Below are 22,016 nucleotides of genomic sequence, written 5' to 3' on the forward strand. Positions count from 1 at the left end.
TAATCTTGAGGTATGCAGCGGCTTACATTTGGGAGGATGAGGGCATATGGCGAAGAAAAAATATGTACTGGTGGGCACGGGCGGCAGAGCGGAATTTTTTTACGGCGCAATCGCACGGGATTATTCGGAAACCTCCGAACTGGTGGCGATTTGCGATATCAATGAAACGCGGATGAAATACACAAACAAACTGCTGCAGGACAAATACGGATATTCCGAGGTCCGCATGTATGCTAGCGCCGATTTCGGCCGGATGATCGAGACGGAGCGGCCGGATGCGGTTATTGTCACTACGGTCGACCGGACCCATCATACGTATATTATCCGGGCGCTTGAGCTGGGCTGTGATGTGATTACCGAAAAGCCGATGACCGTGGATGAGGTAAAATGCCAGGAGATTCTAGACGCTGTCGAACGGACTGGACGTAAGGTGCGGGTAACGTTTAATTACCGGTACGCGCCGCACCATACCAAAGCCCGGGAGCTGATCCGCGACGGCGCGATCGGAAAAGTGACGTCGGTCCATTTTGAATGGCTGCTGAATACGCAGCACGGCGCGGACTATTTCCGGCGCTGGCACCGCGACAAACGCAACAGCGGCGGACTGCTGGTGCACAAGTCGACCCATCACTTCGACCTGGTGAATTTCTGGATCGGCTCGCAGCCGGAGACGGTGTTTGCTTTTGGGGATTTATTGTTCTACGGACGGGAAAACGCCGAGCAGCGGGGCGTAACCCGTTTCTATGACCGGGCGACAGGCCATCCGAACGCCGAAGGCGATCCGTTTGCGCTGCGGCTTGACAACAACGACCACCTCAAAGCGCTGTATCTGGATGCGGAGCATGAGGACGGCTACCGGCGCGACCAAAGCGTGTTCGGAGACGGTATCAGCATCGAGGACACGATGGGCGTGATGGTCCGCTACCGCAATCAGGCGATTTTGACCTACTCGCTGAACGCGTACCTGCCTTGGGAGGGCTACCGGATTGCTTTTAACGGCACCAAAGGCCGGATGGAAATGCAGATTGTCGAGCAGTCCTACGTTAACTCGGGCGGCGACAAAGCGCTGGAAGGCGCGCTTAAAGGCAAATCGATTATCGTTTACCCGATGTTTGGCGCTCCGTACGAGGTTGAAGTAGAAGAAGGCGTTGGCGGACACGGGGGCGGCGATCCGGTGCTTCTGAACGATATTTTTGGCGTGCCGGGAGAAGACGAGTTCCGGCGCAGCGCAGATCATGTGGATGGCGCACGCTCCATTCTGACGGGGATTGCGGCCAACCGCTCGATTCGCACCGGCCAGCCGGTCCGCATCGACGAGCTTGTCCGTTTTCACGGCCCGGCTCAGCAATAACGGGGAGATTTTCAGCTCTATCCGTTCCATTTCATCGCATTAAAAAAGCAGGCCGGCTAGGGAAAACTCCTTAGCCGGCCTGCTGCCGTTCTTAGTTATTAATTATTCGGCGCTAGCAGTGGAAGGTGCCGCATCCGCCAGCATTTGGCGGAGTACCGTCTGCAGAATGCCGCCGTTGCGATAGTAGTCGATGTCGACCATGCTGTCCAGACGGGCGGTAACAGGGAAGTCGAACTGGGTGCCGTCCTCGCGCGTCGCGGTGACGGTCAGTTCTTCACCCGGCTGCACCGCATTGCTGAGACCGGTGATCTCGAACGTCTCCCGGCCGGTCAGGCCTAGGCTGCTCCATCCTTGGCCTTCCTGGAACTGCAGCGGGAGCACGCCCATGCCGACCAGGTTGCTGCGGTGAATCCGCTCAAAGCTCTCGGCGATGACGGCTTTAACGCCAAGCAGCAGCGTGCCTTTGGCCGCCCAGTCGCGGGAGCTGCCTGTACCGTATTCCTTGCCGGCAATGACGACCAGATTCTGGCCGGCAGCCTGATAGCGCATGGAGGCATCGTAAATGGACATCACCTCGTCGCTCGGCAGGAAGGTGGTAACGCCGCCTTCGGTACCCGGTGCAACCGCGTTGCGGATACGGATGTTGGCGAAGGTGCCGCGCATCATCACTTCATGGTTGCCCCGGCGCGAGCCGTAGGAGTTGAAGTCTTTGCGCTCTACGCCGCGTTCGCGCAGATATTCGCCCGCCGGGCTCGACGGGGAGATGTTGCCGGCCGGAGAGATATGGTCCGTGGTAACGGAATCTCCGAGCAGCGCCAGCACCCGGGCGCTCTTGATGTTCTCGATGTCGCCGAGGCCGTCCGCGAGGTTCTCGAAAAACGGCGGGTTCTGGATGTAAGTGGACTTTTCATCCCACTCGTACAGCTCGCCTTCCGGCACCGGAATCGAGTTCCAGCGTTCGTTGGCGGTAAAGACATTTTCGTATTTGCGGCGGAACATTTCCGGGCTGACGGACAGGCCGATGGCTTCGCGGATCTCAGCGGTGGACGGCCAGATATCCTTCAGATATACCGGCTCTCCTTGCGGATCGTAGCCGATCGGCTCGTTCGCCAGATCGATATTCACCGTACCCGCAAGCGCATAAGCGACTACGAGCGGCGGAGAAGCCAGGTAGTTGGCTTTGACTTGGGCATGGACACGTCCTTCAAAGTTCCGGTTGCCCGAGATGACGGCTGCGACGGTCATGTCGTTGTCGGCAATCGCTTCGCTGACTTCATCCGGCAGCGGTCCGGAGTTGCCGATACAGGTAGCGCAGCCGTATCCGGCCACGTGGAAGCCAAGCGCCTCCAGCGGCTCCATCAAGCCCGCTTTCTCCAGATATTCGGTAACGACCAGGGAACCTGGCGTCAAGCTGCTCTTGACGTAACCCGGCTTGGTCAATCCGCGTTCAACCGCTTTTTTGGCCAAAAGTCCCGCGCCGAGCATAACGCTAGGGTTGGAAGTGTTTGTACAGCTTGTGATCGCCGCGATAACGACCGAGCCGGTCTTAAGCTGGCTCTTGCTGCCGTTCTTGTGGGTGATTTCAACCTCTTGAGCGATCTTCTCGTCGCTCAGGCCGTACCCGCCTTTGTCAACCGGCGTGCGGATAATGCCGTTGAAGTTGTCCTTCATCTGCGTCAGTTCGATCCGGTCCTGCGGACGTTTGGGTCCGGCGAGACTTGGAACGACCGAAGCAAGGTCGAGCTCGATGATGTCGCTGAATACCGGGTCCGGCGTGTCCGCCGTACGGAACATGCCCTGAGCCTTGTAGTAAGCTTCAACCAGATTCACCTGTTCGTCGGAGCGGCCGGTGCTGCGCAGGTAGAACAACGTCTCGTCGTCCACAGGGAAGAAGCCGACGGTAGCCCCGTATTCCGGCGCCATGTTGGCGACCGTCGCCCGGTCGGCCAGGCTGATGTTGCCGAGACCCGGACCGAAGAACTCAACAAATTTGCCGACAACACCCTTTTTACGGAGCATTTCGGTTACGGTCAACGCAAGGTCGGTGGCAGTAGCCCCTTCCACCAGGCTGCCTGTAAGTTTGAAACCTACGACTTCAGGGGTAACAAAATACAGCGGCTGCCCCAGCATGCCGGCTTCGGCTTCGATACCGCCGACGCCCCAGCCTACGACGCCAAGACCGTTAATCATGGTAGTGTGGGAGTCCGTACCTACCAGCGAGTCAGGATAAACAACCGTTTCATCGCCAACCGTCTTGGTTGCGGCTACCGATGCAAGATACTCCAGGTTCACCTGGTGCACGATACCGGTAGCCGGCGGAACGGCGCGGAAATTGTTGAATGCCGTCTGCGCCCAGCGCAGGAAACGATAACGTTCTTCATTCCGTTCAAATTCGACATTCATATTGTATTCAAGCGCGTCCTTGGTGCCGAACGCGTCAACCATTACAGAGTGGTCGATAACAAGGTCAACCGGAACAAGCGGGTTGATCTGTTTCGGATCGCCGCCGGCCTTCTTCACGGTGTCGCGCATGGCCGCAAGGTCAACCACGACGGGAACGCCGGTGAAATCCTGCAGTACGATACGTGCGGGAATAAACGGAATCTCTTTGTTCCGTCCGCCCCCGTCCGCCCAGGCGGCAAGCTGCTTCACATGTTCTTCGGTAATCGCATGTCCGTCAAATTGGCGGACCGCGGCTTCAAGCAGTACTTTAATAGAGAAGGGGAGGGAAGAAATCTTGCCCAAGCCCTGCTCTTCAAGGGATTGGAGATGATAATAGCGATACGATTTGCCGCCCGCCTCCAGCGTGCGGGACAACGAAAACTGATCCTTGGTTGGCATGAACGAGCCTCCTTGTTTCATCTGATGAAACATAATTTCAAATTATCTTTACTATTAAGTATAACGGTTACATACAGTTGAGTAAAGGGTTTTTTCCTGTTTTTTGGCGGAAAAAAGCACCGGTTTGCATAGCATTACCGCTTCCTGATCCCCTGCTGTATCCGGTTAACCCGGACACTCGCCAGAGCCGCGCCGGGTACCGGCACCGCGCTTCATCCCCGCGCCGCACCAATCGTATAACGGCGGTACGGAGTTCATATATATAGAAGAGACGGATGGCGCAAGGCCCGTCCGTGATCGATGCGGGTATTTCAAGGGAGGGTGCGGCAGTGGAACAGCAATGGAGAGAGACACTCTATTATTATGTGGATGAATGCAATAGATGCAGGGTTGACCCGGCGGCGGAGCCGTGCCGCAGCACTTTGGCCGATCCTGGAGAACTTATGGAACGAGGCCGCCGTTCCCGTCTGCTCGCGGATTGGTATGCGGAAAGGGGCATTACGCCTGTCCGCGGTGAAACCGGCGTCCGGGTCCTCCGCTGGTCCCGGCAGACGGCGGGCGAGGTGCTGGCTGAGGTGGAGCTTCACAGTGTTTTTTATTATGAAAAAGGCGGCATGCGCCACCAGGAAGAGCGGCTGGAGCGGGAACGTCTGACTTTGGTCAGCGAGGACGGGGGCTGGCGGATCGCGGGAGTGGAGCGTTACCTTCCGGAGCGGAAGCCGCTGCGCCGTTCACCGGCGGCAGACCGCGGCCCGTCCGGAGCAGGGCCCGCCGAACCTGCCGGGAACGCTGCAGCGGCCATGGCAAATGCAGCCGGCAGCCGGCCGGCCTACGGCGGGGAGACCGGCGCGGCGCTTTCCCCGCCGCTTTTGAACCGCCGGCTGCTTGGCGGAGGCAGCGGCCCGAGAGCCACGGCCTACCGCCGGGAAGAAGCCGCCGCGTATGCGGACCGCTGGTGGAAAGAAGGCAATCCCGACTTTGAAACCTTTGAGGTCGACTGCACCAATTACGTATCCCAGTGTCTCTTTGCAGGGGGGGCACCGATCAACTATACTGGTAAAAGAGAAACGGGCTGGTGGTACAAGGGTTACACCGGCGGCAGGGAATGGTGGAGCTACAGCTGGGCGGTGTCCGACAGCCTTGGACGCTATTTGGCCGGAGACGGGAGCGGGGGGCCGCGGGCCGAACTGGTGGAACGTCCCGAGCAGTTGGCCTTGGGCGACATCATCCTGTATGACTGGGACGGCAACGGACACTACCAGCACAGCACCGTTGTGACCGCCTTCGACGCCGGAGGCATGCCGCTGGTGAACGCGCATACGGTCAGCAGCCGCCACCGCTTTTGGGATTACCGGGATTCCTATGCGTGGACCGACAGCACGGTGTACCGCTTTTTTCACATCAACGATTACTTATAAATGAACTATTGGAAAGAGGTTAACGCAAATGGGAAATAACAAGCTGACCGTGGGACTGGTATACGGCGGGAAATCCGGGGAGCACGAAGTCTCGCTGCAGACGGCGTTCGCCGTGATGAACGCTTTTGATTACGATAAATACAGCATTGTCCCTTTCTATATTTCAAAGCAAGGCATCTGGAGCAAAGGGGACACGCTGAACGCGCCGTTTTCCCGGATTGAGCAGCTGAAGCTTGGAGGCGGAGCGGCGAATATGAGCGAAGCGCTGCGTCTCGTATTCGGCCGGCTGACAGGCGGGGATGACGGGATTGACGTGATGTTTCCGCTGCTGCACGGCACAAACGGTGAAGACGGCACGATTCAAGGCCTGTTCGAGATGGCTAATATTCCTTATGTCGGCGCGGGCGTACTGGCTTCGGCGGCCGGCATGGACAAAGTTGTCATGAAAAAGCTGTTTGCGGAAGCCGGACTGGATCAATGCAAATACTGTTATTTCAGCATCGGCGCATGGAAACGCAACAGCCACGATCTCATCATGGCCGTTGAAGACAAGCTTGGTTATCCGGTGTTCGTCAAACCCGCCAACCTCGGCTCCAGCGTGGGAATTTCCAAGGCGTCGGATAAAGAGGGGCTCCGCAAAGCGGTGGACCTGGCCTTCCGCTACGATACCAAAGTCATCGTAGAAGAATTTGTCGACGCGCGGGAGCTGGAGGTAAGCGTGCTGGGCAATGACGAACCTGAGGCCTCCGTCCCGGGTGAAATCGTCTCTTCCGGCGAATATTATGACTATGCCGCCAAATATACGGACGGCAAGTCGCAGATGCTGATTCCGGCCCCTGTCGATCCGGAGGTGGCGGACCGGCTGCGCGAATCGGCGCTGGCGGCGTTCCGGGCGATCGAGGGCAGCGGCATCACCCGTGCGGACTTTTTTGTGCGCAGATCGGACGGCAAAATTCTGATCAACGAAGTGAACACGATGCCGGGCTTCACGCCGTTTAGCATGTATCCGCTGTTGTGGCGCGAAACCGGGCTGTCCTACCAGGCGCTGCTGGACCGCATGATTGAACTGGCGCAGGAACGGTATACTTTTAAACAAGGCCTGAAATACGACAACGAGCCGTAAAAGCGGGAGCAGACTCCCGCGCGGAAGGAGGAGTAGCCGTGGGCTTCCAGACGGAGTTCAATTCGGTGTGCAAATTCAAGAGCGAGCAGGAGCTGTACGAACTGTTGGAATACGGCCGGGGCAAAATGGTAAAGCAGGGCTTCCGCGTGTACCCGACCGGGCAGAAGGTCATCGCCTATACGCCGGAGAACGTCGCGGTGGCTATTGTGAAAATTGTCGGCTGTATCGCCGAAATCAATTTTCAGGGTCATGAGGTGACCGAAGTCGAGATGCAGCTTGTCCGCAAGCTGAATGACGAGGAGTCGCGGATTCAGACGGCGCTGGCGGACGAGATGTTTTTTGGCGGACGCGCATGATTGTAAGGTTCGGATATGTGGCGATGTCGACGGTCATTCCCGACTGCTCGCCGTCCAAGACGATGACGATGGCGTCTTTCTCCAAGATTGCGGACCGCGAAGCCGCCCTGCGCAAGCTGGAGCTGATCGCAAGAGGGAATCTGCACAATACGCTGCGGCTGCTGAAGCATAACGCCGGTTCGGATATCCAGGTATACCGTATGACCTCGAAGCTGGTGCCGCTTGCGACGCATCCGGACCTGCAGGACTGGAACCCGTTTGCGGCACTGGAGCAGGAGTTCGCTGAAGTCGGCGGCTATATCCGCAGGAACAACATGCGGGTATCCTTTCATCCCGACCATTTTACCGTGCTCAGTACGCCCCGTCCCGAGGTGCTTGTCAGCTCGGTGCGGGATTTGACGCATCATGTCGATATGCTGGAAGCGATGGGGCTTCCGGCCACGGCAAAAAACAACATTCATATCGGCGGGGCCTATGGGGACAAGGCAACCGCCGCGGCCAGGTTTAAGGACAACTTTGCCAGTCTTCCGGACAGGCTGAAGACGCGTCTTACCCTGGAGAACGATGACAAGACGTTTAATGCCCCCGAGACGCTGGCGGTCTGCCGGGAGCTTGGCGTCCCCATGGTGCTGGATATCCATCACCAATGGGTCAACAATGACGGGGAACTCCCCTGGGAGTTGTGGCCGGCCATCCTTGAGACCTGGACAAGCCCGCTTGCCCTGACGGACGTGCCTGAGCCGGGAATACTTCCGCCCAAGATTCATGTGTCCAGTCCCCGCAGTCCTTCGGACCCGCGCAGCCACGCCGACGGTGTTGATCTTGCACCGCTGCTGGGTTTCCTAAAGCGGATCGCGGCGGATACGCCTGCGGTCGATGTGATGATCGAAGCCAAAGCGAAAGACGGCGCGCTGTTTGCGCTGATGGACGAGTTCAAGGAACTGGCCCAGGATCCGGGAAACGGGATTCGTATCCTGGACGGCGCGGCGCTGGAAATGAGCTGAAGGAGCGAAAGAAGGGACCGTGGACGAAAGTCGGGAAGCGGTCCCTTCCGCGTATTTGGGGATGTAAACTTGAAAGCAAGCTTGAAAACACGCCTGAAAATACGCATGAAAGAGCATGCGGCGGCATGGGCCGGAACGGACGCGGATTTTCGAACCGGCCTGCTTCATTTGGACTTGATCTGCAAGCCAAAATAAGGTACGTTGAATGAAACTTAAGGAACAAAGGAGCCATACCAATGGGAGAATTGTTAACAGGGAAAAATATCGTCATCATGGGTGTCGCGAACGACCGCAGCATCGCCTGGGCCATTGCAAAAAGCTTGGCCGATCAGGGCGCGCGCCTGGCTTTTACATATGAGAGTGAACGTGTGGAAGGAAGAGTGCGCAAGCTGGCCGACACGCTGCCGGGTTCGCTGGTGCTCCCCTGCAATGTAACCGTTGATGAGGATATCGACAAGCTGGCCGATACGCTGAAGACGGAATTTGGCGTTCTGCACGGTGTTGTTCACAGCATTGCATTTGCCAAGGGAGAAGATCTGGAAGGACGGTTTGCCGATACCTCCAGAGAAGGTTTTGCCCTCGCTCACGACATCAGCGCTTATTCCCTTGTTGCCGTGGCTCAGCGCCTGCATCCGCTCATGACGGAAGGCGGCGGGATCGTCACCATGACTTACATGGGCTCCGAGCGGGTAATGCGCAACTATAACGTAATGGGCGTGGCCAAAGCGGCGCTCGAATCCACCGTACGTTATCTGGCGAGCGATCTTGGACCGGACAATATCCGGGTTAATGCCATTTCCGCAGGACCGATCCGTACGCTGGCGGCCAAAGGAATCAGCGATTTCAACTCTATTTTGCGCGTTGTGGAAGAGAAAGCGCCGCTGCGCCGCGGAACCGACGTGGCTGAAGTGGGCGACACCGCGATGTTCCTGCTGAGCCATCTGTCGCGGGGCATCACCGGTGAAGTGATTTACGTCGATGGTGGTTATCATATTATTGGCGGCTAAGTTAACCTGCGCTGATACCCGGATTTACGTTCAAGTACGCACAAGTATGTTCAAGAAAGCGGAGTGAAGGAAATGAATCCATCAAATGCAAACAAGCGGGAGAACCACGAGCCTTACGTCGTATCGAGCAAAAGCCACCTGGCCGTAGCCATCAACTCGGCGGCCAAAGCCGGCGAATGGATGAAGAGCCGGCAGGGGCTCGTGAAGGAGCTTGGGACCAAGACATCCGCGCAGGATCTGGTAACCGAGGTGGATAAAGGCGTGGAGACGATGATCCGGAAGCTGATTCATACGTATTTTCCGGATCATGCTATCCTTGGCGAGGAGAGCGTCGAGCCGGGCGCATCCGCGGCTGCGGCCGCGCTGGAAGAAGCCCGGGAACATGAATATTTGTGGATCGTGGACCCGATCGACGGTACGACGAACTACGTGCACGGCTTTCCGTTCTACTGCGTGTCGATCGCGTTGGCGGTCCGGGGCGAACTCGCCGTTGGCGTGATTTATGACCCGATCCGTGACGAAATGTTTGTTGCCGAAAAAGGAAAAGGCGCCTATATGCACGGCATCCCGGCCGCCGTCTCGAAAGAAGCCGATCTGGGCGACAGTCTGATCGCCATGGGCTTCCCGCCGGACCGCGAATTCGCGCAGCCGGCGAATCTGGCCGGACTTCAGGCCGTACTGCCGAAGATCCGCGGGATCCGCGCCGGCGGCTCCGCCGCGCTGCATCTGGCGTACGTAGCGGTTGGACGGGTCAGCGGATACTGGGAAGTGGGCTTAAGCCCTTGGGACTGCGCCGCGGGTGCCCTGCTTGTTATGGAGTCCGGCGGGACAGTCACGGACACCATGGGCCGCCCGTATGACATCGGTTCCCGGCATATCGTTGCGAGCAACGGATTGATTCACGACGCGCTTGTCGCTTCTTTGAAGGAAGCCGGAGCGACCGGGTTTACGTCATAAGCCGTACAGGAAGGAGTGCTTCAGATATGGCGGACAAAGAAGATCTGGAACAGAAGCTGAGCGAAATGCTGACTGAAGGCGACATGGAGCCGGACAGCCGCAAGGCCCGGGAGCTGTCGCCCAAGTACGAAATCCGCATTCAGACGACACTTGATCCCATCGTGGAAGAAACGCTCCGTTACCGGAAGATCGGGCGGGAGCTGGATGACCGGTATGACCGCTATCTGGAACGGGCTGGCCGCGGCAAAACGCCGGCGTCCAATCCGGAATCTGGCAGTGGTCCGGAGGAGCGGCGGTAGCTCAGCTGCTCCTTATGCCGCTCCCTGTGAAGCCTGGAATGCCTGTGGAGCTCCTCTATAAGACGACCAAACAAGCGGTTTTCCCGGCCTGTCCGGGAGAAACCGCTCTTTTGCATGCGACGGACGGGTGGTAGAATAAAGGAATCTTGTACATTCAGGAGGGGTATCTTGTGTTGAAATTGTGGAAAAGGCTGGCGGTAACCGGCCTTGCCCTGCTGCTGCCGCTCATGGCGGCTGTGCCGGCAGGCGCAGCCGGGGCACCGGAGACGATTCACATCGTCGCGCTGGGGGATTCGATCACGGCCGGGTATGAGCCGGGGATCACCGATGTGAACGCCAAGCCTTACGGGTATCCCGAACGGCTGCTGGAGCAGGCGTGGTTTCACGGAAGCCGGGCAACGCTCGCCAACTACGGGCTGCTTGGCCTGACCACCTCCGGCCTGCGCAACTATGTGAGCGCGCTGAAGAACGGCGGCCCGATTACAGCGGAGACGATTCAGCCGGGGCTTGCGGATCCGCGGCTGTCCTCGTTCGCCGCGGTCAGCTCGCAGACGGCGTCCGATCTGCGTGAAGCTGACGTTATCGCCATCACCATTGGCGGCAACGATGTCAGCAGCCTGCTGCTGGAAGCGGATAAAATGCCGGAGGCCGAGCTTCAGGGCCGGATAGATACGCTGCTGCAGGCTTACTCCGACAATATGACGGCGGTGCTGTCCGATCTGCGGACGCTCAATCCCGGGGCAACGGTGATTGTGGCCGACCAATATCAGCCTGCTCCCAAAATCGGGCTAGGGCAGGCGTACCCGAAGCTGATGACGGCGGCGGCACGCTTCACGGAAGCGGTCGACCGGCTGGTCTCCGCCCAGAACCGCCAGGATGCGCCTGTGCTGGCTGCCCATGTCGCGGCCCGGTTCGCGGGGGTGGAGGGTTCACTGACGCATATCGTATCGAACCGTGATTTTCACCCGACTCAGCTCGGATATGAAGCGATAGCTTCGGTGTTTGCCGAGGCGCTGTGGGGCGGCTATAAGGTGCCTTCCGTGTTCCAGCAGCCAAGCGCTTCGCCCCGTCCGATGACAATTGTCGTCAAAGGGACGGAGCTGAACACGCCAAATAAACCGATCATCCGGAGCGGCCAGAATTTCCTTCCGCTGCGGGATATTTTGAACGCGGTTGGGGCGAACGGAACCTGGGATAACAAGACGTCAAGCGCATCGGTGCTTTATCAGGGGCGCAAAGTTGTGATCTCGATCGGCTCCAAAACGATGCTGGTCAACGGGCAAAAGGTTGCGCTGGATACACCTGCTTTCCTGCACAAGTCGGGGAAAGAAGACAAAACCTATCTGCCGCTTGCGGCGCTGGCCGAGGGACTGGGATTTGATGTTCAGTACAGCCCGAATTTGCGGACAGCTTTTATCAATCCGTAAGGAATGCAGGAACAGGCGGATCTGCCGATTTAACGATGGGCAGGCAAGAGTCATGGGCCGGGTGACGCCGGCATAGGATTTTACATCGAATGCTAATCGAAAGTGCAGTCTACAGGAATTTTAGCAAGAGGCAAAGGTGGAGGAATAACTTGTCCGAATCAAAGTTTAAGGCGGATTATATCCTGACGATGGACGATATTGTGCGGGAGGGGCATCCCGTACTGAGGGAACAGGCTGTGCCCGTAGCGCTCCCGCCGGGTGAGGAAGACCGGGAGACGCTGGAGTGCATGCTGCAGTTTTTGAAGAACAGCCAAGATCCTGAAATGTCGGCAAAATACAAGCTGCGCTCCGGGGTAGGGCTGTCGGCGAACCAGATTGGAATCGGCAAGCGGATGTTCGTAACGTATTTCAGCGATGAGCGGGACGAAATGGTGGAACTGAAGCTGATTAATCCCAAAATCGTCAGTCACTCTGTATCGATGGTTTACCTGCCGGAGAGTGAAGGCTGCCTGTCGGTGGATCGGCCAGTGCAGGGTTTTGTCCCCCGTTATGAAGCCGTCAAAATCAAGGCAACCGACGAAAACGGCAAAGAATTCGTGCGGAAATTCAAAGGGTATGCGGCGATCGTCATGCAGCATGAACTGGATCACCTGGACGGGATCATGTTTTATGACAGGATTAACAAAGAACATCCGTTCAAGCTGCCCCAGGGCGTGCCGGTCCGCAGCTTGTACGACCAGCCGGGCAGTTAAGCGGTTTGTTGGTCCGACTGCCACACTCGGCCACACTCGGCAACCCTACCTAGCAACCCGGGCCACCCCTCGGCTGCTGCGCCGAGCAGCAAGGCGAAGAGCGGCAGCTGGGCAGGGTGGAGCAGGGGTGCAGTAGAGGGTCATAGAACAGAAGAGCACCAGAGACGGGCGGCGGGAATTCCTGCCGCCTTATTAAGCATATAAGAAGTGCAAAATTTTGGTTACATACCCATCCACAACCCCTGAAATATCTGCTAATAAACCCCAGGAATTTGTAGTGTCATTATAATAATATAATTTTGTCTTCATTTGGCCAAAGGCAGGCCCTATTGCGCGGCCCCATGCGGATGGACTCGGACTATGGTTGTATCCATCATCTGCTCAAAGTCGGGCTCAATAGTAACATGCTTCAGATTTCATCCCAGATTCCCGCCTTTTGTAGCCGCCAGAGAAAGTATGGATACAAGTTTACGGACTCAGGAGACCTAATTTGCTGATTATTCCGTGTTTTGGCAAATTGACGGACTCAGATGCACCTATTGACGCGGAGAAGCCATAGTTTGTATGTTTTCGGTACGAATAACGGAACTGGAGTCCGTCAGGCACACCAAAGCCCAAAAAAATCAAAAATAACGGCCGCTGGGTCCGCAAAGACCTCCGCAAAGACCTCCGCAAAGACCTCCGTATCGTGTTCTGTGGTAATTCGCTGCCAGTAAGGGAGCTACTCTGCTCAGAGGGAAATCCTTTGTATAATTTAGGAAAATATGGTCCCTCCGTAGGGTAACCCTGGGTTATACTGTTTGTAAACCAAAACGGGGAGGGAATTTGAATGAGCCGATCCAAAGTGGCGCTGCGGTCCATTCCTTACGAATACAATGAGGATGTAAAGCAGCTGGACGAACAGATTCTTGCGCTGGCCAAGCAGCGTCAGGAGCTGACGGGTAAAAAACGCTATATGCCGGGCGGTGAAACGCTTATCGAGTGGGCCAAGGAGCTGAAGCTGGAACCGCTTCAGATTCACACGCTGCTCCAAGCATTACATGCGCAAGTGATGGAACGGCCCAGAAGGTCGGAGGACAGACCGCTACAATCCGTTCTGCCCATTATGAAGCGGACGAAGTCAGACGGCTGTGAATATTTGATTTCGCATGCCATGCAGTATGAAGATGAAAGCATCGTCAAAATGGATATCCGGTATATGGAGGACTCAGAACAGGAGGAGGTAGAACTTGTTCCCTGTCTGACGCTGGAGATCATCGGCGGCGAATACACTGTCCAGCCGATAAGCACTTCTACGCATTCTGGCAAGGCACAGCTGGAATTCAGCGTTATGCCGCCTCTGCCGGAGCCGCTGGAAGGGCTGGAGTTCTCGTTAGTGCCGGGAACCACTCCTTTTTTTGCCGAACGGAATCCGCTTCGCATCAAGCTGGACAAGCAGATCGACTTTGAGTGAACCTAAGCCGGACTTGGTCGAACATAAAAGAGTTTGTATGCGTATGTAGAATCTATCCTTATGGTGCGCGAATGGTGCGCGAAAAATGAGTATATAGGTTAGACAAAAATAGAGGTTAATGCAAACAAAAAAGCCCCGTTAGGGGCTTTTGCCGTTGTGCAGTCTTGCCTTCGCCTTCGTTACTTACCGCTTTTCTTCCGCCATCGCTCGGAAGGATGCTTCTGCTGCTTCCAGCGTTTCGTCAATATCGGCTTCCGTATGCGCTGTGGTCAGGAACCACGCTTCATATTTGGAAGGAGCCAGATTTACGCCGCGGTTCAGCATATGCCGGAAAAAGCTGGCGAACGCCTCGCCGTCCGTATCCTGCGCTTCGTCATAGTTCGTGACGGGGTGGTCGCAGAAATGCGTCGAAAACGAACCGCGGATCCGGTTGATCGTCAGCGGGATGCCGTGGCGGTCCGCCGATGCCTGCAGCCCTTCCGTCAGCTTGACCGCCAGGCGTTCCATCTCCGCGTAGACGCCTTCACCCTGCAGCACCTCCAGGCAGGCGATGCCCGCCGAAATCGAGGCGGGGTTGCCCGCCATCGTGCCCGCCTGGTAAGCAGGGCCAAGCGGAGCGACCTGCTCCATCACATGCTTGCGGCCGCCGTAAGCGCCGATCGGCAGGCCGCCCCCGATGATTTTGCCCAGCGCGGTCAAGTCCGGCATAATGGCTTCGTGGTTGTCCAGACCGGCATAGGTCTGCGCGGAGCCGTAGTGGAAGCGGAACGCGGTAATCACTTCGTCGTAAATAACGAGCGACCCGTTGTCGTGAGCCAGTTTGCATAGGCCTTCAAGGAAACCCTTCTGCGGCATTACCATACCAAAGTTGCCGACGATCGGCTCGACCATGACCGCGGCGACATCTTCGCCCCACTTCTCCAGCGCTTCGCGCAGTCCGTCCAGATCGTTAAACGGGACGGTAATCACCTCATGCGCGATGCTGTCGGGAATGCCGGCGCTGTCCGGAATGCCGAGCGTGGACGGACCGGAGCCAGCGGCGACAAGCACCAGGTCGGAGTGGCCGTGGTAGCAGCCGGCGAATTTGATGATTTTGCTGCGCCCGGTGTAGGCGCGGGCGACCCGGATCGTCGTCATGACGGCTTCGGTGCCGGAATTGACGAAGCGCACCTTGTCCATCGAAGGGATGGCTGCTTTCAGCATTTTGGCGAGTTTGATCTCCAGTACAGTTGGTGTGCCATACAGCGTGCCGTTCGCCGCCGCTTCCGAAATGGCGGAGGTGATGTGTGGATGGGCATGTCCGGTGATGATCGGGCCGTAAGCAGCGAGATAATCGATGTAGCGGTTGCCGTCTTCATCCCAGAAATGGGCGCCCGAAGCGCGTTTCATAAAGACTGGAGCGCCGCCCCCAACCGCTTTAAACGAGCGGGAGGGGCTGTTGACGCCCCCTACAATATGCTGTAGTGCTTCTTGATAAAGCTGTTCCGAAGTTGTTCGATTCATTGACGATACCATCCCTTTCGATTGGCAGCCGTGCGAACGGGCGGACCGCGTTGTAGTTACGCTGTCCGCCCGTATGCCGGCCGATTTTAAATTATGCTGGGTATAAAAACAGGATCAAAGGGGTTTACTGCTTGGCTTCCCCTTCCGGCGCGGCGCTCGTTTGAGGAGAGGCCGAAGGCTCGGGATCACTGATGACTTCCTGCACGTATTCCTTCAGTGCTTTTTCACTGCTTACAGTCAATACGGAGGAGCCGTTGATGGTCTCCTCGCGCAGCAGCTTCATTGGAGGAATCTGCGCGCTTCCGGCCATGCTGCTGTCATAACCGACGCTGGCCAGCTTGGCCATATCTCCAACAGACAGATTGGTATCGATATAAGGGCTGACCTCTTGAAGAATCGTTGGCAGCTTCAGCAGCGAAGTGGTGCTCTTCAGCTTGTCGGCCACGACTTTGAGGAAAGCGCGCTGGCGTTCCGTCCGGGTGAAATCGGACGTGGCATCATGGCGGAAACGCACGTACTGCAGCGCCTTGTTGCCGTCCATGTGCTGCATGCCTTTTTTTAGGTCGATGTCGTATTCGGGGCCATCTGCTATAGTCTTGTACACCATGTCCTTCTCAACTTCGTAGTCTACGCCTCCAATGGCGTCCACCAGCTTGATAAAGCCCTGAAAATCGGTATAAACATAATATTGAATAGGAAGTCCCAGCAGATCGCCTACGGCTTCCATCGCAACATTCGGTCCATGGATAATCGCCGAGTTAATCCGGTTCGCGCTGTATCCGGGTATGTCCGCGTAAGTATCGCGCAAAATAGAGAATACGTGAATCTTCTTCTTCACCGGGTCAAGCGATGCAACCAGCATCGTGTCGGAACGGGGAATTTCGCCCTTTTTCACACCGCGTGCGTCCACGCCCATCAGCAAAATATTAACCGGCTCAGTGCCTTCCCATTTAGGCGGCTCCGGAGCGTCCTCTTTGACAGTAGGGACATCCTTGAACGGAGAGTTCTCGGGGTCTTTCTGCATGCTGTCCAGGCCCTGTACCACGGAAACGGTAAAATAAGCGCCGCCGCCCAGAATCAGCAGAAGCACGATGGATAATGTCCACCAAAGCGGCTTGTTGACTTTGCGTTTTTTGGCGTGCCGTTTTTTTCTTGGAGGCATGTTCGGGTTCTTCCTTTCGCATTTTGCATCGTTTCAATTATAATTTTTTTCAGGTTTACAATCAATTTACGGACTATTTTACTATACATGCATTAGGAAAGGGTGTCGACAGATTATGAAAAATATCGCCATCGGGGAGCAGGCTCCCGGCTTTACGCTAACGGCTGCGGACAGAAGTCCGGTCAGTCTCGGGCAGTTCCGCGGGCGGAGGGTACTGCTGTATTTTTATCCAAAAAACATGACTCCCGCATGCACGCAGGAGGCCTGCGATTTCCGCGACGCCTATCCGGAGATCACCGCCCGGGATGCGGTCGTGATTGGTATCAGCCCGGATCCGGCGGAATCCCACATCCGTTTTATCGGCAAAAACAGCCTGCCGTTTATACTCTTGTCCGATCCCGAACATACCGTCAGCGAGCTGTACGGGGTATGGCAGCTGAAAAAGCTGTATGGCAGAGAGTTCATGGGCATCGTCCGCTCAACCTTTTTAATCGACGAAAACGGCGTGCTGATCGAAGAATGGCGGAATATCCGCGTCAAGGGCCATGTGGAGCGGGTGGTGGAGCGGCTGGGCCGGTGATCATCAATTCGGTGAACCGCTGAGCATCAAATCGATGAACCGCTGAGTATTTCAACCTCGATAGCAGGGGAAGACCGGCAAGGCAAACCCAGATGTTAAAGCGCCAAATAAAGAGCCATTTAAGAGTCAATCAGCCGCAGCCGGCCTGATTGGCTCTTTTGCGTCTAACCCTGCGTCCGAGCGCAAGATATACTAAGGCTTCTCGTCGAAATACGCCGTCCTGCCGCATGCTTGAACACGCCTCAAAGCGCACACGGACGTAACATAGTTAACAGCTTTTACCACTCACCGCCATGATATAGTTTTTTTATTAGCTTGAATTTGGCAATGGGCGGGAGGAAAAACAATCATGATATTGCGTCTCGGGCTGGATGTCGGATCGACGACCGCGAAGCTGGTGGCGATGGAAGGCGACTCCATCTGTTACCAGGCCTACATCAGACATTACAGCGACATTAAGCGTGCGGCGGCCCGGCTTCTGGCGGAGGCTGGAGAAGCGCTGCCCGGGCGGGAAGCCGTGCTTGCGGTAAGCGGCTCCTCGGGGCTCTCGCTGGCAAAGCTGGCGGGCATCACGTTTGTCCAGGAGGTGATTGCCTGCACCCGGGCGATCCGCGGCCGGCTGCCCGGATGCGATACCGCGATTGAGCTGGGCGGGGAAGACGCCAAAATCATCTATTTCACCGGCGGCGTGGAGCAGCGGATGAACAACGCCTGTGCAGGCGGTACCGGCGCTTTTATTGATCAGATGGCCGCGCTGCTGAAGACCGATCCCGAAGGGCTGGACCGTCTGGCGGAAGGATACGAGCGTCTGTATCCGATCGCCTCCCGCTGCGGCGTATTTGCCAAAAGCGACGTACAGCCGCTGCTGAACGAAGGGGCGCGCCGGGAAGACGTGGCCGCGTCGATTCTGCAGAGCATCGTCAACCAGACGATCTCCGGCTTGGCCTGCGGGCGTCCAATTCGCGGTAAAGTCGCTTTTCTTGGCGGGCCGCTGACTTATCTGCCCCAACTGCGCGCCCGGTTTGCCGAGACGCTTGGATTGTCCAAGGACGAGGTGCTGTTCCCGGACAATGCGCAGTATTTTGTAGCGATCGGGACCGCGCTTGCCGCGGGGGGAGAGGCACTTTCACCCGCCGGATGGGCCGACAGACTATCCGCGGTGGAACTGACTGGTGACCGGGACGCGGACAGTGCCCCTCCGCCGCTGTTCAGCAGCCCTGAAGCGCTGTCGGCGTTCCGGGAACGCCATGCGCTTGCGGCTGTGGAGAGGGGCGATCTAAGCCGGTACCGCGGAGCCTGCTATGTAGGCCTTGATGCAGGCTCGACAACAACGAAGCTGGTGGTGACTGGAGAGCGGGATGAGATCCTCTACACCTTTTACCGGTCGAACGGAGGGCAACCGCTTCAGTCGGCGGTCGAGGCGCTGCGCGGGCTGTATGCCGTTCTCCCGGAAGGTTGCCATATCGCCGGGAGCTGGGTAACGGGATACGGTGAAGGCTTGATCCGGGCCGCGCTCAAGGCGGATGGCGGCGAGGTGGAGACGGTTGCCCATTACAAGGCGGCTGCGAAATTCATGCCTGAGGTCGATTGCATCCTCGATATCGGCGGACAGGACATGAAATTTATCCGCATCCGGGACGGGGCGATCGACAGCCTGATGCTGAATGAGGCGTGTTCGGCCGGCTGCGGTTCCTTTATTGAAAATTTTGCGTCCGCACTGGGGATGGATATATCCGAGTTTGCGGATCAGGCGCTGGCGTCGGAGCGTCCCGTCAACCTGGGCTCGCGCTGCACTGTATTTATGAACTCCAAAGTGAAGCAGGTTCAGAAGGAAGGAGCAAGCCTGGCCGATTTGTCTGCCGGTTTAGCTTATTCCGTAATTAAAAACGCGCTGCAAAAGGTGATCAAAATCCGCAGCGGCGAGGATTTGGGCCGCAACATTCTCGTTCAGGGCGGTACGTTCCTGAACGATGCCGTCCTCCGCGCTTTTGAGACCCTGACGGAGCGGGAGGCTGTGCGTCCCGATATCGCCGGGGTGATGGGCGCTTACGGCTGCGCGCTGCTGGCCAGGCATCACGCGGCGCCCGGCGCGCGCAGCGGTCTGCTTACAGCGGAAGCGCTGGAGGGCTTCCGCTACACCGTTACGCACAGCCGATGCGGGCGCTGCGCCAACAACTGCCCGCTGACCGTTAGCCGGTTTCCGGACGGAAGCTTTCATATTACAGGCAACCGGTGCGAGCGGGGAGCGGGAATCCGGACAACGGGAAATACGCTGCCGAATTTGATGCAGTACAGGGTTGACCGGTTTTTTGGATACGAAAGCCTGCCTGAGACGCGTGCCGTAAGAGGGAGCGTCGGTCTGCCGCGGACGCTGAACATGTACGAAAATTATCCGTTTTGGCATACCTTTTTTACCCGGCTGGGCTACAGGGTGGTGTTGTCCCCGGCTTCAAGCCGCAGGCTGTACGAAAGCGGCATGGACACCATTCCGTCGGAGTCGCTGTGCTATCCGGCCAAGCTGGCCCACGGGCATGTGCGGAGCCTGATGGAGAGCGGAGTGGGCTTTATTTTTTACCCTGCCGTTGTGTACGAGAAAAAAGAAGACGGAGCGGCGCAAAACCACTACAATTGTCCGGTTGTCGCTTCTTACCCTGAGGTCATCCGCAATAATGTAGACGGACTTGGCGCGGAAGGGATTCCGATTGTCAGCCCGTTCCTGAACTTTGACGATATCCCGGTGCTGATCAAAACGCTGTCCCGCACGTTCCCGGATCTTTCCCGGGAAGAGGTGACGGCCGCGGTTCAAGCGGGGATGGAAGAAGCCGCTGCGGCCAAAGCGGATCTGCGGGCCAAGGGGGAGGAGACGCTTGCTTATATGCGGGAGACCGGCGTGCGGGGGATTCTGCTCTGCGGCCATCCGTATCATGCCGATTCGGAGGTTAACCACGGAATGGCGGAGCTGATCACAGGCATGGGCCTCGCTGTCCTCACCGAAGATGCCGTCTGCCATCTGGACCGCAGCTCGGGCAGTCTTGCCGTCGTTAATCAGTGGACGTATCATGCCCGGATGTACCGGGCGGCTAGAGTTGCCGCCGACAGGGATGACCTGGAGCTGGTGCAGCTGACATCGTTTGGCTGCGGGATCGACGCGATCACCTGTGATGCCGTGCAGGACATCCTGGAGAGCCGGGGCAAAGTGTATACCCTGATCAAAATCGACGAAGTCAGCAACCTCGGCGCGGCGCGCATCCGGCTGCGCTCCCTGCTTGCGGCGATGAAAGAACGCGAAGGGATGGAGCGGGAGCGGACCGGCAGCGAATCATCAATAAACATCGTACCGTTCAGCAAGCCGATGAAAGAAACGTACACTATTTTAGCACCCCAAATGTCGCCGATTCATTTTGAGCTGTTCGAGCGGGTGTTCCAGGATGCGGGTTACCGGCTCAAAATTCTCGAGCGCACCGGGCCGGAGGAGACGGAGCTTGGCCTTCGCTACGTGAACAATGACGCTTGTTATCCGGCGATCGTTACGATCGGGCAAATTCTTGCGGCACTGACAAGGGGAGATTATGATCCGAACCGGACGGCGGTCATTATGTCGCAGACCGGGGGCGGCTGCCGGGCGACCAATTACATCACACTCCTGCGAAAAGCGCTGCGCGACGCGGGACTCGGCCAAATCCCGGTCATCTCGCTTAATGCTTCGGGATTGGAGAGCCAGCCGGGCTTCCGCATCAGCCTGAAGCTTGCGAACCGGCTGATTGCTGCGGCCTGCTATGGCGATCTGATGATGCGCCTCCTGTACCGCTTTAGACCCTATGCGAAGGTTCCGGGTTCCGCCGAAGCCCTAATGCGCAGCGGAATGGACTTGTGCAAAAGCAGCCTGTCTTCCTTTTCGTACCGGGGATACAAACGCACGATCGGAAGCATTGTCCAATCGTTTGCGGCTTTGCCCGTAGAGGCGGCGGACAAACCGAAGGTAGGAATTGTCGGGGAGATTTTGATTAAATTCCATCCGGACGCTAACAACGGCATCGTAAATATGATTGAGGAGGAAGGCGGAGAGGCAGTTGTACCCGACTTTCTCGACTTCATCTTTTATTGCTTATACAATCCGATCTATAAGGCGGACCAATTTGGCAAAAGCAAGCGGCTGGGCGTGATCAACCCGCTGCTGATCCAATACCTTGAAATGTACCGCAAACCGGTGACCCAGGCGCTGGCGGCGGCCGGCCTGGCGCATGGCGGCGAAAGCGTATATGAATTGGCCGACAAGGCGGGAAGGCTTGTCTCCGCCGGCAACCAGATGGGCGAAGGGTGGTTCCTGACCGCGGAAATGATGGAGCTGCTGGACCACGGCGTACCCAATATCGTGTGCATCCAGCCGTTCGCCTGCCTTCCCAACCATATTACAGGGCGGGGAATGATCAAAGGGATGAAAAACCTGTATCCAGAAGCTAACATTTGCGCTATCGACTATGACGCGGGTGTAAGCATAGTCAATCAGCGCAACCGGATCAAGCTGATGATGTCGCTTGCCTCGGGGTCTGCGGCAGCCGAACCGTCGCCCGGAGCAGGGATCACAACAGGAAAAACGGATGGTTCCTCCCGCCAGCAGGGAACCCGCACCGGGCTGCCTCTGGTGGCGGCTGAGCAGGTCACTTAACGAAGCGATGTTGTAGGTTCGTACCCGTACCGTGCCAGCCTATGACTTTTTGCAAACTTTATAGTGTTCTGTAACCAACGGACCGGCCAAGGCATTCACGCTTTGGCCGGTCCGTTT

General features: G+C 57.2%; 16 protein-coding genes. 13 read left to right on the plus strand and 3 right to left on the minus strand.

Going from position 1 to position 22,016, the window contains the following annotated elements:
• Positions 1 to 46: 46 nt before the first annotated feature.
• Positions 47 to 1,351: a Gfo/Idh/MocA family protein gene (locus ACE6ED_RS21825; protein WP_410829531.1), complete on the plus strand. Its 1,305-nt coding sequence runs from the start codon at positions 47 to 49 to the stop codon at positions 1,349 to 1,351.
• 102 nt (positions 1,352 to 1,453) lie between these two features.
• Here ACE6ED_RS21825 and acnA read toward each other — a convergent pair whose 3' ends face one another.
• Positions 1,454 to 4,192, minus strand: a complete 2,739-nt coding sequence (gene acnA, locus ACE6ED_RS21830) for an aconitate hydratase AcnA (protein WP_410829532.1) — start codon at positions 4,190 to 4,192, stop codon at positions 1,454 to 1,456.
• Between the two features lie 329 nt (positions 4,193 to 4,521).
• On the opposite strand from acnA, the gene ACE6ED_RS21835 reads away from it, so the two are divergent.
• The 10 genes from ACE6ED_RS21835 (at position 4,522) to ACE6ED_RS21880 (ending at position 13,988) form a co-directional block, all read left to right on the plus strand.
• Complete coding sequence (locus tag ACE6ED_RS21835; protein WP_410829533.1) at positions 4,522 to 5,610, plus strand: amidase domain-containing protein; 1,089 nt, start codon at positions 4,522 to 4,524, stop codon at positions 5,608 to 5,610.
• Between the two features lie 28 nt (positions 5,611 to 5,638).
• Complete coding sequence (locus ACE6ED_RS21840) at positions 5,639 to 6,733, plus strand: D-alanine--D-alanine ligase (RefSeq protein WP_410829534.1); 1,095 nt, start codon at positions 5,639 to 5,641, stop codon at positions 6,731 to 6,733.
• A gap of 38 nt (positions 6,734 to 6,771) precedes the next feature.
• Entirely contained in the window at positions 6,772 to 7,089 is a 318-nt protein-coding gene (locus tag ACE6ED_RS21845; RefSeq protein WP_410829535.1) for a hypothetical protein, read from the plus strand.
• A complete protein-coding gene (gene uvsE / locus ACE6ED_RS21850) occupies positions 7,086 to 8,093 on the plus strand; it encodes a UV DNA damage repair endonuclease UvsE (RefSeq protein WP_410829536.1) in 1,008 nt (335 codons plus the stop codon). The genes ACE6ED_RS21845 and uvsE overlap by 4 nt, the downstream gene beginning before the upstream one ends.
• Positions 8,094 to 8,329: 236 nt before the next feature.
• On the plus strand, positions 8,330 to 9,100 hold the full coding sequence (gene fabI, locus ACE6ED_RS21855) for an enoyl-ACP reductase FabI (RefSeq protein WP_410829537.1): 771 nt from the start codon (positions 8,330 to 8,332) through the stop codon (positions 9,098 to 9,100).
• Positions 9,101 to 9,172: 72 nt separating this feature from the next.
• The gene (locus ACE6ED_RS21860) at positions 9,173 to 10,057 is read left to right on the plus strand and encodes an inositol monophosphatase family protein (protein WP_410829538.1); all 885 of its coding nucleotides are present in this window, start codon (positions 9,173 to 9,175) and stop codon (positions 10,055 to 10,057) included.
• Between the two features lie 26 nt (positions 10,058 to 10,083).
• Entirely contained in the window at positions 10,084 to 10,356 is a 273-nt protein-coding gene (locus tag ACE6ED_RS21865) for a hypothetical protein (RefSeq protein WP_410829539.1), read from the plus strand.
• A gap of 170 nt (positions 10,357 to 10,526) precedes the next feature.
• Complete coding sequence (locus ACE6ED_RS21870; protein WP_410829540.1) at positions 10,527 to 11,783, plus strand: stalk domain-containing protein; 1,257 nt, start codon at positions 10,527 to 10,529, stop codon at positions 11,781 to 11,783.
• Between the two features lie 188 nt (positions 11,784 to 11,971).
• Positions 11,972 to 12,535, plus strand: coding sequence for a peptide deformylase (gene def, locus ACE6ED_RS21875; RefSeq protein WP_410829569.1), 564 nt, complete (start codon positions 11,972 to 11,974; stop codon positions 12,533 to 12,535).
• An 829-nt stretch (positions 12,536 to 13,364) separates the two neighbouring features.
• On the plus strand, positions 13,365 to 13,988 hold the full coding sequence (locus ACE6ED_RS21880; protein WP_410829541.1) for a hypothetical protein: 624 nt from the start codon (positions 13,365 to 13,367) through the stop codon (positions 13,986 to 13,988).
• A 183-nt stretch (positions 13,989 to 14,171) separates the two neighbouring features.
• Here the strand turns inward: ACE6ED_RS21880 and ACE6ED_RS21885 are convergent, their stop codons facing one another.
• Both ACE6ED_RS21885 and ACE6ED_RS21890 read right to left on the minus strand, forming a co-directional pair.
• A complete protein-coding gene (locus tag ACE6ED_RS21885; protein WP_410829542.1) occupies positions 14,172 to 15,491 on the minus strand; it encodes a glutamate-1-semialdehyde 2,1-aminomutase in 1,320 nt (439 codons plus the stop codon).
• Between the two features lie 124 nt (positions 15,492 to 15,615).
• A complete protein-coding gene (locus ACE6ED_RS21890) occupies positions 15,616 to 16,653 on the minus strand; it encodes an LCP family protein (RefSeq protein ID WP_410829543.1) in 1,038 nt (345 codons plus the stop codon).
• A gap of 115 nt (positions 16,654 to 16,768) precedes the next feature.
• Here ACE6ED_RS21890 and bcp point away from each other — a divergent pair, with 115 nt between their 5' ends.
• Entirely contained in the window at positions 16,769 to 17,233 is a 465-nt protein-coding gene (gene bcp, locus ACE6ED_RS21895) for a thioredoxin-dependent thiol peroxidase (protein WP_410829544.1), read from the plus strand.
• 349 nt (positions 17,234 to 17,582) lie between these two features.
• On the plus strand, positions 17,583 to 21,899 hold the full coding sequence (locus tag ACE6ED_RS21900) for an acyl-CoA dehydratase activase-related protein (RefSeq protein WP_410829545.1): 4,317 nt from the start codon (positions 17,583 to 17,585) through the stop codon (positions 21,897 to 21,899).
• Positions 21,900 to 22,016: the final 117 nt, after the last annotated feature.

Origin of the sequence: Paenibacillus nanchangensis (assembly GCF_046543445.1) — a bacterium.
In the GTDB taxonomy this organism is placed as follows: domain Bacteria; phylum Bacillota; class Bacilli; order Paenibacillales; family Paenibacillaceae; genus Paenibacillus_AQ; species Paenibacillus_AQ nanchangensis.